Raw genomic sequence first — 16,603 nt, forward strand, 5'->3', positions numbered from 1 at the left:
GGGAAAAATCAAAGATCTTTCCCGCCTCAGAAACCCAAACTAAATAAACTATGAAAAACTATTTGGGCTCCATTACGCAAATCGGAATGATACATTCTTCCAGAGAAATCCCGCCATGTTGGTAGGTTTCTTTGTAGTAATTTACAAAATGATTATAATTTTTTGGATAGGCTAAAAAGATATTATTCTTTGCGAAAATATATTTTGAACTTAAATTTCCTTTCGGTAAAAAAAGTTTTTCTGGATTCGAAATTGCCCAAACATCATTTTTCTCATACGTTAAACTTCTTCCCGTTTTGTACCGGATATTTGTAGAAGTTTCGCGGTCACCCACGACTTTACTCGGCTTTTTAACATAAATGGTTCCGTGGTCTGTTGTCAACACGAGTTTATACCCGCTTTCTGCAGCCATTTTGATAATTTTTAGCAAAGAGGAATTTTCAAACCAATTATAAGTCAGCGACCGGAAGGTTTTATCATCACGGATCAATTGATTCACAATCACATTATCAGTTTTTGCATGCGAAAGAATATCGATAAAATTGTACACAATCACCAGTAAATCATTGTTTTTGTGTTGGTTGAAATCATCCAGAATTTTACGTTCGAAATCTGCATTTAAAATTTTCAGATATTTCATGCTTTTTCCAGACAAACCTAAGCGTTTCATTTGATCTTCCAGAAAATCGCGTTCGTGCTCATTTTTATTACCTTCTTCGTTATCATTAAACCAATAATCAGGAAATCTCTTTTCAATTTCGGAGGGCATTAAACCTGCAAAAAAAGAATTACGCGCATATTGAGTCGCCGTTGGTAAAATGCTGTAGTAATAATCCTCTGAAGTTTTTTGGTAAAATTTAGTGAAAAGAGGTTCAATGACTTTCCATTGATCGTACCGCAGATTATCCACCATCAACAGAAGAACTTTGTCTTTTTCAACTTCTGGTTTTACTTTATCTTTAAATAAAGTGTGGCTCATCATCGGTTTATCAGAGGAATTTAACCAATCTTCATAGTTGTTTTCTATAAATTTAGAAAACTGAATATTGGCTTCCTCTTTTTGAGATTGTAACAGATCAGAAAATTCACTATCAAATACTTTATCAAATTTAATTTCCCAGTTCAATATTTTCTTATAATACTCTGCCCATTCCTGATACGTTCTTAAGTAAGAAAGTTCCATCGAAAGATTCCGGAATTCCTGCTGATATTCTAAAATTGTTTTTTGCTCAACCAAAGTTTCTTCCTGAAGATTCTTTTTTAAAGACAATAAAACCTGGTTGGGATTTACTGGTTTTAAAATATAATCGGCAATTTGAGAGCCGATCGCTTGTTCCATGATGAGTTCCTCTTCATTTTTAGTGACCATTACAATTTTTATAGCAGAGTCAATATTTTTAATCATCGGAATTGCTTCCAAACCAGAGATTCCTGGCATATTTTCATCTAGAAGTGCCAACGCAAAATTTTCTTTTTCAATGAGTTCCAGTGCTTCATTTACATTATTTACGGGCGTAATCTGGTACCCTTTGTTTTCTAAAAATACAATATGTGGTTTTAGTAAATCTACTTCATCATCAATCCAAATAAGTTTTGACATACATTTTTTGTTTATTAAAATTTAGGAGAACAAGGCAATCAGTTTAATTGATAAAGTGATCGATTTGGTCTCGGCCTCAAAAATACAACCATTAACTGCCAACTTTTCTTTAAAACCAAGTTAAACTTCCGTTAATTTTATTGATCAAAACTTCGATATTTTTGGGAAAAGAATTAATCAAAATGATTTCAAATATTCCGTCCTTATCATATGCTTTAAAACAAATATGTAAATTTGTAGGGTTCTATACGCAATTAAAAAGCCGATGGAATTTAGATTATGACCAATAAATTTAAAATTATCAACGATCCCGTTCACGGATTTATTAGTATTCCGCACGAAATTCTTTTTGATGTTATTGAACATCCTTATTTTCAGCGATTACGCCGGATTTCCCAAACTGGACTTTTAAACCTCATTTTCCCTGGCGCTACACATACGCGTTTTCATCATGCTTTGGGCGCGATGCATTTGATGTTTACCGCTTTAGAAACATTAAAACTAAAAGGCGTCGCTATTTCAAAAGAAGAAGAAAAAGGGGCAATGTTGGCAATTTTACTTCATGACGTTGGACACGGCCCTTTTTCTCACGCGTTGGAAAATATGTTGATGGATGATTGGCACCATGAAAAACTGTCCTTATTATTAATGCGAAAAATGAATATCGAATTTGAGGGCCAGCTCTCTACTGCGATCGAAATGTTTCAGGGGAAATATCACCGTAAATTTTTCAATCAGCTGATATCTTCTCAACTTGATGTAGACCGCTTGGATTATTTAAAACGAGACAGTTTTTACACGGGAGTTTCAGAAGGAAATGTGAACACGCAGCGAATCATTTCGATGATGAATGTTTCGCAGGATGAATTGGTAATTGATGCGAAAGGTATTTATTCTATTGAAAATTTCTTAACTGCTCGAATGTTCATGTATTGGCAGGTTTATTACCATAAAACAGCAGCCATCGCGGAGTTTTTACTCGTCAAGATTTTATCACGCGCAAAAATATTGGTTTCGCAGGGTAAAGATCTTCTGGCCTCCGAAAACTTAAGTTATTTTCTGCGTAAAAATAAGTTTGAAAGTGCCACCGAAGAAGACTTGCAGCGCTTTACCGAATTAGATGATAATGATGTTATTCAGGCGATGAAATTCTGGTCGAAGAATGATGATGTTGTTTTGGCTTACCTCTGCAATTGCGTTATCAAAAGAAATTTCCCTCGAACAGTCATTTCCTCGCAGCCTTTTCCAGCGGAGTTCATTCAGGAAAAAAAACAACTTACAGATAAGAAGTATGGTCTTGGTGCTGGTGAAGAATTGGTGAATCAGCTTTCCCGTCACCTTTTGCCTTACAATTCTGAGGAACAGTCTATTTTCTTGCTGCAGAAAAACGGTGAAAAAATACGGTTAGATTATTCTGAAAACCAAATTCTTTCTTCTTTTATAAGTCAGCCAAACACCAAATATATATTGGCTTTTCCCCGGGAAATTTAAGTAAAGTTAACAGAGGTGGTTTTAATAGCGAAAATTTGACTTAATGTAGCTTCACTAAGATTTATTTTCACGTACACCTAACTGACTGACTATATTGTTCAGTAATAAGTGTTTGAACCTATTAAAATTCATAAAAATTATAAAAAGAGAAAAAATATTTCATAATTTCCTATATTTGCAAGATATGGAGTTTACCGCGTCGCAGATTGCAAGTTTTATCAACGGTCGAATCATAGGAAATGACCAAGCCATTATTAAAGGAGTGGCGCCCATAGAAAGTGCGGAAGGAGGACATCTGTCTTTTGTTGCGCAATCGAGATTTGTTGATCAAATCCCAAATTCTAAATGTTCTGTTATTATTGTTTCCGAAAAACTTTTAACGGATATTCCGTATCAACCTACTATTATCGCTGTTGAAGATGCTTATCTGTCTTTTCAGGTTCTGATGAATCTTTATCAGGAAATGCAGGATAGAAAGTCCGGAATTGAAGATGGAGTAGTGTGTCATGAAACCGCCACATTAGGCGAAAATGTCTACGTCGGTGCTTTTACCTGCATAAGTGAAAAGGTAAAAATAGGAGCAGGCAGCCAAATATATCCGCAGGTTTATATTGGTAAAAATGTAAAAATAGGCAAAAACTGTGTTTTGTACAGTGGCGTACGAATCTACGACTATTGTGTTATTGGCGATAACTGTATCATCCATTCAAATTCCGTAATCGGATCTGATGGTTTCGGATTTCAGCCCACGAAAGATGGCTATCAAAAAATTCCCCAACTCGGTAATGTTATTCTTGAAGATCATGTAGAAATCGGCAGTAACTGCAGTATTGACCGCGGTACTATCGGTTCGACGATCATCGGTAAAGGAACTAAAATCGACAATCTTATTCAAATTGCGCACAATGTGAAAATTGGCCAACACAACGTAATTGCAGCGCAGGCAGGTATTGCAGGTTCTACAGTTATTGGAGATTGGAATCAAATTGGCGGTCAAGCCGGAATAGCCGGTCATATTCAAATTGGAAATCAAGTAAAAATACAAGCCCAAAGTGGGGTGAACAAAAAACCCAAAGACGGGGAAAGTCTCTACGGCTCACCAGCAATTAATGCAAGTGACTACAGACGGAATTACGTGCATTTCCGCAACTTTACCGATATCGTAAAACGAATAAATAATCTTGAGCTCAACTCAAAAGATAACACTAATGAGTGATAAACAAAAAACGTTAAATGAAGAAGTTTCCCTGTCGGGAATCGGACTTCATACAGGTCGTGAGGTGACCTTAACTATAAAACCTGCAAAAGAAAATACAGGTTTTGTTTTTATAAGAACTGATCTGGAGGGAACTCCTCATATCGAAGCTGATGTCAATTATGTAACGACCACAGAACGTGGTACTACTTTAGAAAAATTGGGCGTACGCATTCATACTTGCGAACACCTTCTAGCTGCCTTGGTAGGTTGCGATATTGATAATGCAATATTGGAAATGAACAGCGCAGAACCACCAATTTTAGATGGTTCTTCTAAGTTTTTTGTGGAAGCTATCGAAAAGGCGGGTATTGTAGAACAAGGCGCAGTGCGGGAATATTTAATTGTAAAAGATGTTTTAAGTTACAGCGATCCTGCGACTGGTTCAGAAATTACCATTATTCCTTCTGATTCTTACGAAGTGACGACCATGGTAGATTTTGGAACCAAAGTTTTGGGAACCCAAAATGCTACGCTGAAAGATATTTCCGAATTTAAAACTGAGATTTCTGCCGCACGAACTTTTAGCTTTCTGCATGAATTAGAAATGCTGTTGGATGCCGGACTTATTAAAGGTGGCGATATTTCCAACGCAATTGTTTACGTTGATAAAGAACTTACCCACGAAACATCGGAAAAGTTAAAAAAAGCTTTCGGAAAAGATGAAGTTTCTATTCGCCCGAATGGAATTTTAGATAATCTGACTTTAAATTATCCCAACGAAGCTGCCCGTCACAAATTATTAGATGTGATCGGAGATTTAGCTTTAGTCGGCGTTAAAATTAAAGGTAAAGTTATTGCCAATAAACCTGGTCATTTTGTTAATACGCAGTTTGCTAAAAAACTGAACAGACAGTGGAAGTTGCAAAAAAAGAAAAATGTTCCAGATATCGACATAAACAAAGAACCGGTTTATGATATTAATGGAATTATGCGGTTGATGCCCCATCGCCCACCATTTCTTTTAATCGATAAAATTTTAGAATTGTCTGATTCTCATGTGGTTGGGTTGAAAAACGTTACCATGAATGAGCCCTATTTCGTCGGACATTTTCCAAAAGAACCTGTAATGCCCGGTGTTCTGCAGGTGGAAGCTTTAGCGCAGACGGGAGGAATTCTTGTTTTGGCAAGCGTGCCCGATCCGGAAAATTATTCTACTTATTTTATTAAAATGGACAAAGTAAAATTCAAGAAAAAAGTGGTGCCGGGAGATACCATGATATTTAAAATTGAATTGATTTCGCCTATCAGAAGAGGTATTGTACACATGCAAGGCTTCGGTTATGTAGGCGACAGTGTCGTGGTAGAAGCAGAATTGATGGCTCAGGTGGCAAAAAATAAAGCGGATTAAATGATTCACCAATTAGCTGCCGTAGATAAGCGAGCAATCATCAGCAAAAACGTTACCATAGAACCGTTTACAACAATTGCTGGCGATGTAGAGATCGGAGAAGGAACCTGGATTGGTCCTAATGTTACCATTATGGATGGAGCACGCATCGGAAAAAATTGTAGAATTTTTCCGGGAACGGTAATTTCTGCAATTCCGCAGGATTTGAAATTCGACGGTGAAGATACGCAGGCAATTATTGGTGACGGAACTACTTTACGCGAATGTGTTACGGTAAATCGGGGTACGAAAGCTTTAGGTCACACCAAGCTTGGGAAAGACTGCCTAATTATGGCAACTTCGCATATCGCTCACGATTGTATCATCGGTAATAATGTGATTATTGTAAATGGCTGCGGTATCGCGGGTCATGTGGAAATAGGAGATTATACGGTAATGGGCGGACTTTCTGCGGTACATCAGTTCGGTAAGATCGGTAAGCATGTGATGATTTCTGGCGGGACCTTGGTTCGGAAAGATATTCCTCCTTATGTGAAAGTTGCGAGAGAACCGATGACCTACGCTGGTATTAATTCAGTTGGTCTTCGACGAAGAGGATTTACCAATGACAAAATTTTCGAAATTCAAAAAATTTACCGGGCAATTTTTCAGATGAAACTTAATGTTTCTCAAGCATCAAGCTATATTGAAAAAGAAATGTTGCCTACTCTGGAACGCGACGAAATTCTGGAATTTATCCGAAATTCTCCACGTGGAATTGTTAAAGGCTACGGAACAAGCAAAGATTAAATAAATAAACAACTGAAAATTAATTTTCAACTACAACTATCACCATAAATGGCAACAAGCAACGATATTAAAAAAGGAATGTGTATTGAATTCAGCAACGATATTTTTAAAATTATCGAATTCATGCACGTAAAACCAGGGAAAGGACCAGCCTTCGTACGAACCAAAATGAAATCGGTAACCAACGGAAAAGTATTGGAGAATACTTTTTCTGCAGGTCACAAGATTGATGAGGTAAAAGTGATCACCCGTAAATTTCAATATTTATATGAAGATGATAACGGCTTTCATTTTATGAATAATGAAGATTTCTCCCAAATATATTTGGATAAAGAAATGATTGAAAACGCACAGTTTATGAAAGCTGGCGAAGAAGTTACCATCATCTTGAAAGATTCTGACGAGTCTCCCTTATCAGCGGAAATCCCGCCAACAGTTTATCTTGAAGTTACGGAAGCTGATCCAGGTGTAAAAGGGAATACCGCGACAAACGCACTTAAAAATGCAATCGTAGAAACTGGTGCCCGCGTTATGGTGCCTTTGTTCATCGAAGCAGGCGATAAAATTAAAGTAAATACCGAAGACGGATCTTACTTAGAAAGAGTAAAATAATTTAGCAACAAAAATCGATGATTTTTACAAAACCACAAACTCTTAAATCCATTTCAGAAATTATTGGCGCTAAAATAATTGGTGACGAAAATTTACCTGTTCTGGGAACCAATGAAATTCATCGGGTAAAAAGTGGGGAAATTGTTTTTGTAAATCATCCGAAATATTACGATAAAGCCCTCAATTCTGCCGCAACGATTATTTTAATTGATAAAGAAGTTGATTGTCCGCAAGGAAAAGGCCTGTTGATTTCCGATGATCCTTTCCGCGATTTTAATAGAATCAATACGCACTTTACAAAGATTATCCATTTCGGCGAAACCCTTCACGAATTAGAAGTCGGTGACAGAACGCAGATTCATTCTTCCGTAGTGATCGGCAATAATGTGAAAATCGGAAATGACTGTATTATTTATCCTAATGTAGTGATTGGAGATCGAACGGTAATTGGCGACAACGTCATCATTCAGTCCAACACGGTTTTAGGCGGCGATGCCTTTTATTACAGAAAACTGGACGGAAATTATGACCGTTTAATTTCAGTTGGAAATGTCATCATTGAAAATAATGTGGAAATCGGAAACAACTGTACCATCGATCGCGGCGTTACAGACTCCACCATCATTGGTGAAGGGTCAGTTTTAGACAATCTGATCCAGATCGGTCATGATACAACTATCGGAAAAAGATGTCTCATCGCCTCCCAAACCGGAATCGCAGGATGTTGCATTATCGAAGATGAGGTGACTATTTGGGGACAGGTCGGTATGGCGTCTGGTGTAAGAGTAGAATCGGGTACGGTACTTTTAGCAAAATGCGGTGTAAATCGGGATCTTAAAAAGGGAACTTATTTTGGATCTATAGCAGAAGAATTTAAGCAGTATCTGCGCAAGGAAATCAAACTCAAAAATTTGAAATAACGCTTTCTGTTCCTCTTTAATTCAATAATTATTGAGTAATTTTGTAAGCATTAAAATTAAAATAAATTTAAAAAATAAAAGATGTCAGTATTAGTAAACAAAGATTCTAAAGTAATCGTACAGGGTTTTACCGGAAACGAAGGAACTTTCCATGCAGGTCAAATGATTGAATACGGAACCAACGTTGTAGGTGGAGTTACGCCAGGAAAAGGTGGATCTGAACATTTAGGAAAACCAGTATTTAATACGGTTGCAGATGCAGTAGAAAAAGCGGGAGCTAATGTGAGTATTATTTTCGTACCGCCAGCATTCGCGGCTGATGCGATTATGGAAGCTGCAGAAGCTGGAATCAAAGTAATTGTATGTATTACGGAAGGAATTCCGGTTGAAGATATGGTGAAGGTAAAAGCGTACCTTGCTGACAAAGATAGCAGATTGATCGGACCAAACTGTCCGGGAATTATTACTTCTGATGAAGCGAAAATAGGTATTATGCCAGGTTTCGTTTTCAAAAAAGGGAAAGTAGGAATCGTTTCAAAATCAGGAACTTTAACTTACGAAGCTGCTGACCAGGTTGTAAAAGCAGGTTATGGAGTTTCTACGGCGATCGGAATTGGTGGTGATCCAATTATCGGAACGACTACAAAAGAAGCTTTGGAACTTTTTATTAATGATCCAGAAACTGAAGCGGTAGTGATGATCGGTGAAATCGGTGGTAACTTAGAAGCTGAAGCTGCAAGATGGTACAAAGAAAGTGGTTCTAAAAAACCAGTTGTAGGATTTATCGCGGGACAAACTGCACCAAAAGGAAGAACAATGGGGCACGCAGGTGCGATCGTTGGCGGCGATGAAGATACTGCTCAAGCTAAAATGGCTATTATGAGAGAAAACGGAATCAACGTTGTAGATTCTCCAGCAGAAATCGGCGCAACGGTAGCGAAAGTTTTAGGATAAGACACAAAAGACAAGTGGTATGAAAAGAATAATTTTAACTTCGGCATTGGTTGCTTCTGTTGCATTGTCCGCTCAGATCGATTTGAGCAGTACGCGTTTCGGTGTAACTGGTGGCGCGACTTATTCCCGTGTGACGAATGCACATAATCCTTCTGGACCCCTGTTTTCGGGGTACGGTGGAGTACTGGCCTTAATTCCCGTCGACAATAATGATCAGTTTTTTTTACAGCCTGGCGTAGAATACTTAGGTGCGGGCGAATCTGGACGAAATAAAGACTTCAAAGGAGCCAGCGGATATGACGCGGTTTATGCGAATAACTATATTAGCGTTCCGATTTATTTTAAAGCTTACTTTTCTGAAGCTGAATCTGAGTTTTTCGCAATGGCAGGTCCGAAATTTAATTTTTTGGTGAGTCAAAAGACGACAGATCTCCCCTCATCGAGACCTTATTATGCTGTTGATCAATTACCGGAATACCCTGGTGTAAACGGTAAAGCAAGTAGTTTTAATATGGCAGTTGGTTTTGGACTTGGATTTTCTTATCTAAGAAGACTTGAAATTACAGCACGCTATGATTTAGGACTTACAAATACTTATAAAGGATTGATGAACGAGCCCGGAACAGATCCGAGTATCGCGAAGAAGAAATCTGAACAGGTTTTAAGCGTGGGATTAAGCTATATCTTTAACTAAAATTTGGGCGTTAAATTGACCTTTTTTTAGGAGCCGGGAACCTGCTTTCAACTCTATCTTTTGCTCCGCTGCGCTGCGCAAAAGGATGCCGTTTCAATCAGGGCTAGAGATTAGTTCTACATCAAACAAATCAATTACTATAAAAAATTCCATCAATTTATTTTGATGGAATTTTTATTTTGGGAAAATTAGGCGTTTAATCGGCAAATTCTTTTTAAAGACGAATAATTTTTCTACAACTTTGAAAACATTGGCGCTCGCTTCACTCGCGCTCTTTCAAATTTCCAAAAACTTGCAGTTTTACCGGCGAATATTTTTTACCACGAATATTTTTTCTATAGCTTTGAAAACATTGACGCTCGCTTCGCTCGCGCTTTTTCAAATTTCCAAAAACTTGCAGTTTTACCGGCAAATTTTTTTTAAAGATGAAAATTTTTCTACAACTTTGAAAACATTGACGCTCGCTTCGCTCGCGCTTTTTCAAATTTCCAAAAACTTGCAGTCTTACCGGCAAATTTTTTTTAAAGATGAAAATTTTTCTACAACTTTGAAAACATTGACGCTCGCTTCGCTCGCGCTCTTTCCTACTTTCTTAATATTACACGTCAAAAGAAAGTTTGCTTTATCACAACTCGCGGAAACATCCGATATTTGCTCATACTTGAGACCCAATTAACCAACTGAAATTTCACTTTATTAATGAAAAAATTAATAATAGTATTTTTTTTAATATCCAGTTTTATGTTCTCTCAAGAATATTTTTTCTTGGATAGTTTAAAAACAGAATTTAAAGTAAATAAATACACTTTAGAAACTAAGGACTTGTATAACATCAATAAAAATATTGATGTATTTAATGTATTTATATCAAAAAATAATATTTTGCTGTTGTCCGTTTTGCCCGATTTAGACGAAAAGATATTACCTGGCTTAGACGAAAGAGGTAACAATTGGAAGGTAATAGATTCAGCTGATTTTAAGAACCAAATAATTTCAAACAGTAAACTTCGTACCTTAATTTTTGATTGGAAAACTGAAAATAAACCTGAAAATAAAACGCTAAAATATAAAATCATAAAAAGGTTAAACGGTCAATATTATGTTTCAAAATTTTGCTTAACAGAATTTTTCAGTATTTCAAAACTTAAATCCCCACTAATAACTTCTTATGGAACTATTAATACAGAGGAAAAAAAAGTGACTATAAGAGAAATGCAGAGAAGCTTGAAAGAACAGTTACCAAATGAAGATTTTATAATGGATATTAGAAATAATAGCCCTATCAGATATATTGATAATACATTTGTTTTCAGAAACTATTTGTCAAAAGAATTAAATGTTAATGGTTTTAAAGCCTTTCAATTTTGGACTTTTGATGGTTGGTGGGGACATGATGGATATAATGAATATAGAGGAATTGATAGATTCGTATATATCCCAGAGAAAGGAATTGTTGGTGGATCTTACGATTTTTACTTCAGATGGAGACCCAAAATTTCCAGCACTAATTATTTTACGGTCTCTACTGAAAAATTATGGAACAATATTATTAATGAAAAAGTAATGATTGCTCAGGAATTGTTGCATTAATCTCACCAGAACTTTTTTACGCCTAAAATTGTTAATTTTTTGACCTTTAAATTAGCAAGTATTTGGTTGGAAGTTTTCGAGCCTGCGCTTTATTTTCCGGAAATTATGATTGAAAAAAATTCCATCAATGAAAATTGATGGAATTTTACTTTTTTACAAAAATTTGCATTTAGAGCGGTAATTTTCTAACTTCTAATCCATTTCCAAAGTTCCTTAGCACTCGCTTTATTCCCGTACATTAAAATTCCCACACGATATACTTTCGCCGCAATATAAACCATTAACAATGTTGAAAGTAAAAGCAGCAATACAGAAACCAAAATCTGCCACATCGGAACTCCAAAAGGAATTCTCGCAATCATGGCAACTGGCGAAGTAAATGGAATCATCGACAACCAGAACCCGAGCGGTCCTTCCGGATTATTCATAATGGTGAAACTGCCGTACATTCCCAACATTAGGGGAATAATAGCAAATAAGGTAAACTGCTGTGTTTCGGTTTCGTTGTCTACAGCCGACCCGATGGCCGCATACATTGAACTGTAAAAAATATATCCCAATAAAAAGAAAATAATAAATACACCGATGATTACGGGAACATTCATATCTAAAAGAATATGGGAAACTTCGCCGGCAGTTTGTTTAAAATCAAATTTCTGAATCATTTCCGCAGACTGTTCACCACCTGGAATTTGATTTTTCATTGCGCCCAATCCTGTATTTAAAAATAAGGCGCCTAAAACTGCCATCGTAATCCAAATACTAAATTGCGTTAAAGCCACCAGAGTAACACCCAAAATTTTACCCATCATCAACTCAAATGGTTTTACGGAAGAAATAATGATTTCTACCACGCGGTTATTTTTTTCTTCTAATACGCTGCGCATTACGCGAACACCGTAAATAATGATAAACATAAAAACTGCGTACATAAGAACCATCGCAAGGCCAGATTTTACTCCGAAAGAAAGATCGCTGTCGGAACTTATATTATCGACAACATTTTTGGTATTGAGGTCAAAATTCTTTTCCAGATCAGTCATTTGATCTTCAGAAATGCCAAGTGTTTTTATTTTTTCTTTCCGAATTATTTTTGATAAATCCGAGGCGACACTTGATTTCGTATCAAAACCAATTTTTTTATTGATCAGCAGTTTGGTGTCTTTTTGGAGCTGCTCATAATTGTTATTTTGGAGCGCGGGAATAACCAACAAACCTTCAATACCATCCATGTCCTTTAAAGTGGCTTCTAGCGCGCGCTCGTTTTCGGCCGGTACAAATACATATTTAATCTGAGCGTTACCTTTCAGATTGTTTACAAAAAGTCCGCTTTTATCAACCACGTTAAACGTGCTGGACGTTTCATTGGCTTTGAACATAAAAGCGATCAAAAGGCCAAAACCAATCATTAAAACCGGACCTAAAAGCGTCAGAATGACAAAAGACTTTTTCTTAACCTGCGTTAAATATTCTCTTTTGGTGATCAGAAATATATTTCTCATGAAATTTTTTATTATAATTTAGAGCAGTTTAGAGAACCAGTTCGGTTTTTTGATTTCCACTGACGGCATTAATGAAAACTTCGTTCATACTCGGAATCTTTTCATCAAAAGACCGGATTTTACCAACTTTCATTAATTCATTTAAAAGCAAATGCTGATCGCTGTCGTTTTTTAAATCAAAAGAAATCAATTCATTTTCCGTGGAATAATGATGGATTTCAAATTGTTTTTTAAATTCTTCAAAACGCTCAGAATCAATATCGGCAAGTGTTACATTAAAAATATTCTTCTTAAACTGTTCGCGAACATCAAACACTTTTCCGTCTAAAACTTTGCGCGCTTGATTAATCAGTGCCACATAATCGCACATTTCCTCAACACTTTCCATGCGGTGTGTAGAAAGAATAATCGTAGTTCCGTTTTTCTTTAAATTTAGGATCTGATCTTTGATCATATTCGCATTTACAGGATCAAAACCAGAAAATGGTTCATCTAAAATCAGCAATTTTGGGCGGTGCAAAACGGTCACCACAAACTGTATTTTCTGCGCCATTCCTTTTGAAAGTTCGCTTAGCTTTTTCTTCCACCACTGATCGATCTCCAATTGTTCAAACCAATATTTTGCCTCTTTCAGCGCATCATTTTTGGTCATTCCTTTCAGCTCTCCGAAGTATAGCAGCTGGTCGCCCACAGTCATATTTTTGTACAAACCCCGTTCTTCCGGCATATAACCGATTTGTCGGATATGTTCGGGATTCAGTTTTTGGTTGTTGATAAAAACGTCGCCAGAATCGGCCTGTGTAATCTGGTTAATAATCCGGATAAAAGTTGTTTTTCCTGCACCATTCGGACCCAAAAGTCCATAAATACTGCCTTCCGGTACGTTTATAGAGAAATCCTCCAACGCCAATTTCCTACCAGCGTTATAGGTTTTAGTTACATTTTCTGCTCTCAGCATCTCAACAAGTTTAGGTGATTAGTCCTTTAAAGACGCGAAAAGTTACTGAAATTAACATAAATATTTAGGAGCCGGGAACCTGCTTTCACTACTCGCTTTTTTAGAGATTTCTGCCACGGCTTTTTGCCACCACAAAAATCTCTAAAAAGAGCTCAAACAGGCCGTTCAATCAGGGCTATGTTTTGCGTTAAATCAAGAATTTCGTATTTCAGTCGATACAGAATTTTTTGAGCTGACCATAATTAAAAAAAGCCAAATCTTAACTTGGCTCTTTCTACTTTTTACTAGGCTCTTATCTAATTTACAAATTCAAAATCTTTATAAAACGCATCAGCTTCTGCAATCACGCCATCCATTTCTTCTAAAGTAAAAACCTCCAAAAACTTTCGTCGGAAATCTTTAAAATGCGGAATACCACGGAAATAATTTCCGTAATGTTGTCGCATTTCTATTAAACCTAATCGTTCGCCTTTCCAGTCTTTGCTCCATTCCGCATGTTGACGTACGGCTTCTAATCTTTGTGTAATTGTAGGTTCCGGAAGTACTTCTCCGGTTGCAAAGAAATGTTTCACTTCATTGAAAATCCAAGGATAACCAATCGCGCCGCGGCCAATCATAATCCCGTCGCAATCATATTTGTTTTTATATTCCCAAGCTTTTTGCGCCGAGTCGATATCGCCATTTCCAAAAATAGGAATTTCAATATTTGGATTATTTTTAACGGCGTGAATGTAATTCCAGTCCGCTTCGCCTTTGTACATTTGAGCGCGTGTTCTGGCGTGAATAGTCAACGCTTTTACACCAACTTCCTGTAATCTTTCGGCAACTTCCATAATATTGATGCTTTCGGTATCCCAACCCAAACGGGTTTTCACCGTCACCGGAAGATGTGTAGAATTAACAACCGCTTTTGTCAAGCGAATCATCAGATCAATATCTTTCAAAACTCCTGCACCTGCGCCTTTGCAAACCACTTTTTTTACCGGGCAGCCAAAATTAATATCCACGATATCAGGATTTACGGCTTCTACAATTTTTGCAGAAAGAGCCATCGCTTCTTCATCTCCACCAAAGATCTGAATTCCGACAGGTCTCTCGTAATCGAAAATATCGAGTTTTTTCATGCTTTTCATGGCATCTCGAATTAGTCCTTCCGAAGAAATAAATTCCGAATACATCATATCTGCACCGTGCATTTTACATAATTTTCGAAAAGGCGGATCCGACACATCTTCCATTGGTGCAAGAAGCAACGGAAATTCGGGCAGCGATATATTGCCGATTTTTATCATGGTGCAAAGATATTAATTATGAAAATAAAAAATGAAAAACAAAATTCCACAAAATTGGGCGGGAAAACAGCGAAATATTTTGTTTTAAAAATTAATCAAAATCGTGGTGCGTGTCATCTTTAGAATTCCTGTATACAAACCACATTCCTATGGTTAAGCCGATAACGCCAGCAAGTGCGGTCATTAGCGCGCGTTCTATTTTATCAGGTTGAGTGTTTCCGATATAATTAAAGAGAAATAAGATAATGAAAGTGATTGCAGCAATGACCGCAAATTTTGTACTTTTTATATTCATAGATAATTTTTATGAAGATCGGTCCGAAATTTAAAGTAGAATTTATTCTGTGGAGAAATTAATCGGAGGTAGAAAATTTTTTACCAAATAATTTTGGAATAAAAATATTAAATTTTATTTTAAACTTTCCAAGAGTTCAGAAGCCATCGTAATATCTTTGCCTTCTTTTTGCGCCAGACTTTTTGCCAGTTCTGCGTAGGTTTTTGCATCTGATTTTCTACCAGATTTCGCGTAAAGTTTAGCCAGAATATAGGTACTTTCCGCACTCTCTGAATTCATAACTCCTTTCTCAGCCCATTCCTGTGCTTTTTTTAGTGCATCTTTATTTTCAACATGTTCACTGAACAACCACGCTGCTTTCAATAATTCTTGAGCGTCGAAATCGTTGGAGTTTTTATAATAAGCCAAAGCTGCTTTTTCATACTCTGGAAAATTTCCGACGTTTTCGTAGTAGATGACTTTCATTCTGGAGAGGGCAGTTTCCGCTTCTTTTTGTCCAATAATCGGAATGGCATTTTTATAAAAATAAACATCGTCAATAATACCGGTTTTCTGATTCAGAGAATTTTCCATCACCTTGGATATCTTGATATTTGAATCAAACTGATTGTAAATATCTTCAGACATCACTTTTGAAATATTCTCTTTTTTATCTTTAAAAATCTGGTAATTTACATCACTTGGTGACTTTAAAAAATAGAGAAGCATACCAACGTCCTCGCGGGTAAATTCATCATTTTTTTTATTTTTAAAATATCTTTCAGAAGCTTTTTTCGCCAGTTCGTAATCACTTTGCGAATATCGTTTCATCATATTTAGTAAAAACCCCGGATCGCTTTCTCCCTTCTGAAATAGATCGTTCATTGCGCTGTCTGTCAATTTTGGATCATTCGCTTCTTTTCCAATCATCAAAAAATCTGCTTCGCCCATGTAACCGTAGTTTTGCATGATTAATTCCCCGTCACCATTAATGAAAAGAAAAGATGGATAGGAGCGAACGCCGTATTTGGCAGCAATATCACGACCTTCCCCTTTTTCCATGTCAAAACGAGCGTTGATGAAATTGGCATCATAATAGGCCTTCACGGCAGGAAGTGTGAAAATATTTTTCTCCATCAGTTTACATGGTCCGCACCAGGAAGCGTAAGCATCCATAAAGACCAGTTTTTTTTCTTTTTTTGCTTTCGCTAAAATTTCTTTAAAAGAGGTGGTTTCAAAATTTATTGTTTCTTGAGAAAAAGAAACGAGATAGACCAATAGAAAGAGGGTGGAAAGTATTTTTTTCATGTCGTAAAATTCA

15 protein-coding genes are annotated in these 16,603 nt (G+C 36.6%); 9 read left to right on the forward strand and 6 right to left on the reverse strand.

The window, feature by feature from the left end:
• Window positions 1–58: 58 nt before the first annotated feature.
• Complete coding sequence (gene porX, locus LC814_RS11220; protein ID WP_226064016.1) at window positions 59–1,600, reverse strand: T9SS response regulator signal transducer PorX; 1,542 nt, start codon at window positions 1,598–1,600, stop codon at window positions 59–61.
• A 279-nt stretch (window positions 1,601–1,879) separates the two neighbouring features.
• Here porX and LC814_RS11225 point away from each other — a divergent pair, with 279 nt between their 5' ends.
• The 9 genes from LC814_RS11225 (at window position 1,880) to LC814_RS11265 (ending at window position 11,256) form a co-directional block, all read left to right on the forward strand.
• Window positions 1,880–3,091, forward strand: a complete 1,212-nt coding sequence (locus LC814_RS11225) for an HD domain-containing protein (protein ID WP_226064017.1) — start codon at window positions 1,880–1,882, stop codon at window positions 3,089–3,091.
• Between the two features lie 184 nt (window positions 3,092–3,275).
• Entirely contained in the window at window positions 3,276–4,307 is a 1,032-nt protein-coding gene (lpxD, locus tag LC814_RS11230; RefSeq protein WP_226064018.1) for a UDP-3-O-(3-hydroxymyristoyl)glucosamine N-acyltransferase, read from the forward strand.
• On the forward strand, window positions 4,300–5,697 hold the full coding sequence (locus LC814_RS11235) for a bifunctional UDP-3-O-[3-hydroxymyristoyl] N-acetylglucosamine deacetylase/3-hydroxyacyl-ACP dehydratase (RefSeq protein ID WP_226064019.1): 1,398 nt from the start codon (window positions 4,300–4,302) through the stop codon (window positions 5,695–5,697). The genes lpxD and LC814_RS11235 overlap by 8 nt, the downstream gene beginning before the upstream one ends.
• On the forward strand, window positions 5,698–6,486 hold the full coding sequence (lpxA, locus tag LC814_RS11240) for an acyl-ACP--UDP-N-acetylglucosamine O-acyltransferase (protein WP_226064020.1): 789 nt from the start codon (window positions 5,698–5,700) through the stop codon (window positions 6,484–6,486).
• 48 nt (window positions 6,487–6,534) lie between these two features.
• Entirely contained in the window at window positions 6,535–7,098 is a 564-nt protein-coding gene (efp, locus tag LC814_RS11245) for an elongation factor P (protein WP_226064021.1), read from the forward strand.
• 17 nt (window positions 7,099–7,115) lie between these two features.
• A complete protein-coding gene (locus LC814_RS11250) occupies window positions 7,116–8,018 on the forward strand; it encodes a UDP-3-O-(3-hydroxymyristoyl)glucosamine N-acyltransferase (RefSeq protein ID WP_226064022.1) in 903 nt (300 codons plus the stop codon).
• A gap of 81 nt (window positions 8,019–8,099) precedes the next feature.
• Complete coding sequence (gene sucD / locus LC814_RS11255; RefSeq protein ID WP_193810710.1) at window positions 8,100–8,972, forward strand: succinate--CoA ligase subunit alpha; 873 nt, start codon at window positions 8,100–8,102, stop codon at window positions 8,970–8,972.
• Window positions 8,973–8,991: 19 nt separating this feature from the next.
• A complete protein-coding gene (locus LC814_RS11260) occupies window positions 8,992–9,666 on the forward strand; it encodes a porin family protein (protein ID WP_226064023.1) in 675 nt (224 codons plus the stop codon).
• A 699-nt stretch (window positions 9,667–10,365) separates the two neighbouring features.
• On the forward strand, window positions 10,366–11,256 hold the full coding sequence (locus LC814_RS11265) for a hypothetical protein (RefSeq protein ID WP_226064024.1): 891 nt from the start codon (window positions 10,366–10,368) through the stop codon (window positions 11,254–11,256).
• A gap of 185 nt (window positions 11,257–11,441) precedes the next feature.
• On the opposite strand, the gene LC814_RS11270 is transcribed toward LC814_RS11265, so the two are convergent.
• From LC814_RS11270 to LC814_RS11290, 5 genes are all read right to left on the reverse strand, one after another.
• Window positions 11,442–12,758, reverse strand: coding sequence for an ABC transporter permease (locus tag LC814_RS11270; RefSeq protein WP_226064025.1), 1,317 nt, complete (start codon window positions 12,756–12,758; stop codon window positions 11,442–11,444).
• Between the two features lie 28 nt (window positions 12,759–12,786).
• On the reverse strand, window positions 12,787–13,716 hold the full coding sequence (locus LC814_RS11275; RefSeq protein WP_226064026.1) for an ABC transporter ATP-binding protein: 930 nt from the start codon (window positions 13,714–13,716) through the stop codon (window positions 12,787–12,789).
• Between the two features lie 296 nt (window positions 13,717–14,012).
• Window positions 14,013–15,008 carry a tRNA dihydrouridine synthase DusB gene (gene dusB / locus LC814_RS11280; protein WP_226064027.1) on the reverse strand — a complete coding sequence of 332 codons (996 nt, stop codon included), beginning with the start codon at window positions 15,006–15,008 and terminating at the stop codon, window positions 14,013–14,015.
• A gap of 91 nt (window positions 15,009–15,099) precedes the next feature.
• Entirely contained in the window at window positions 15,100–15,303 is a 204-nt protein-coding gene (locus LC814_RS11285) for a hypothetical protein (protein ID WP_226064028.1), read from the reverse strand.
• Between the two features lie 114 nt (window positions 15,304–15,417).
• Window positions 15,418–16,590: a thioredoxin family protein gene (locus tag LC814_RS11290; protein ID WP_226064029.1), complete on the reverse strand. Its 1,173-nt coding sequence runs from the start codon at window positions 16,588–16,590 to the stop codon at window positions 15,418–15,420.
• Window positions 16,591–16,603: the final 13 nt, after the last annotated feature.

Source organism: Kaistella polysaccharea, from assembly GCF_020410745.1.
Taxonomy (GTDB): domain Bacteria; phylum Bacteroidota; class Bacteroidia; order Flavobacteriales; family Weeksellaceae; genus Kaistella; species Kaistella polysaccharea.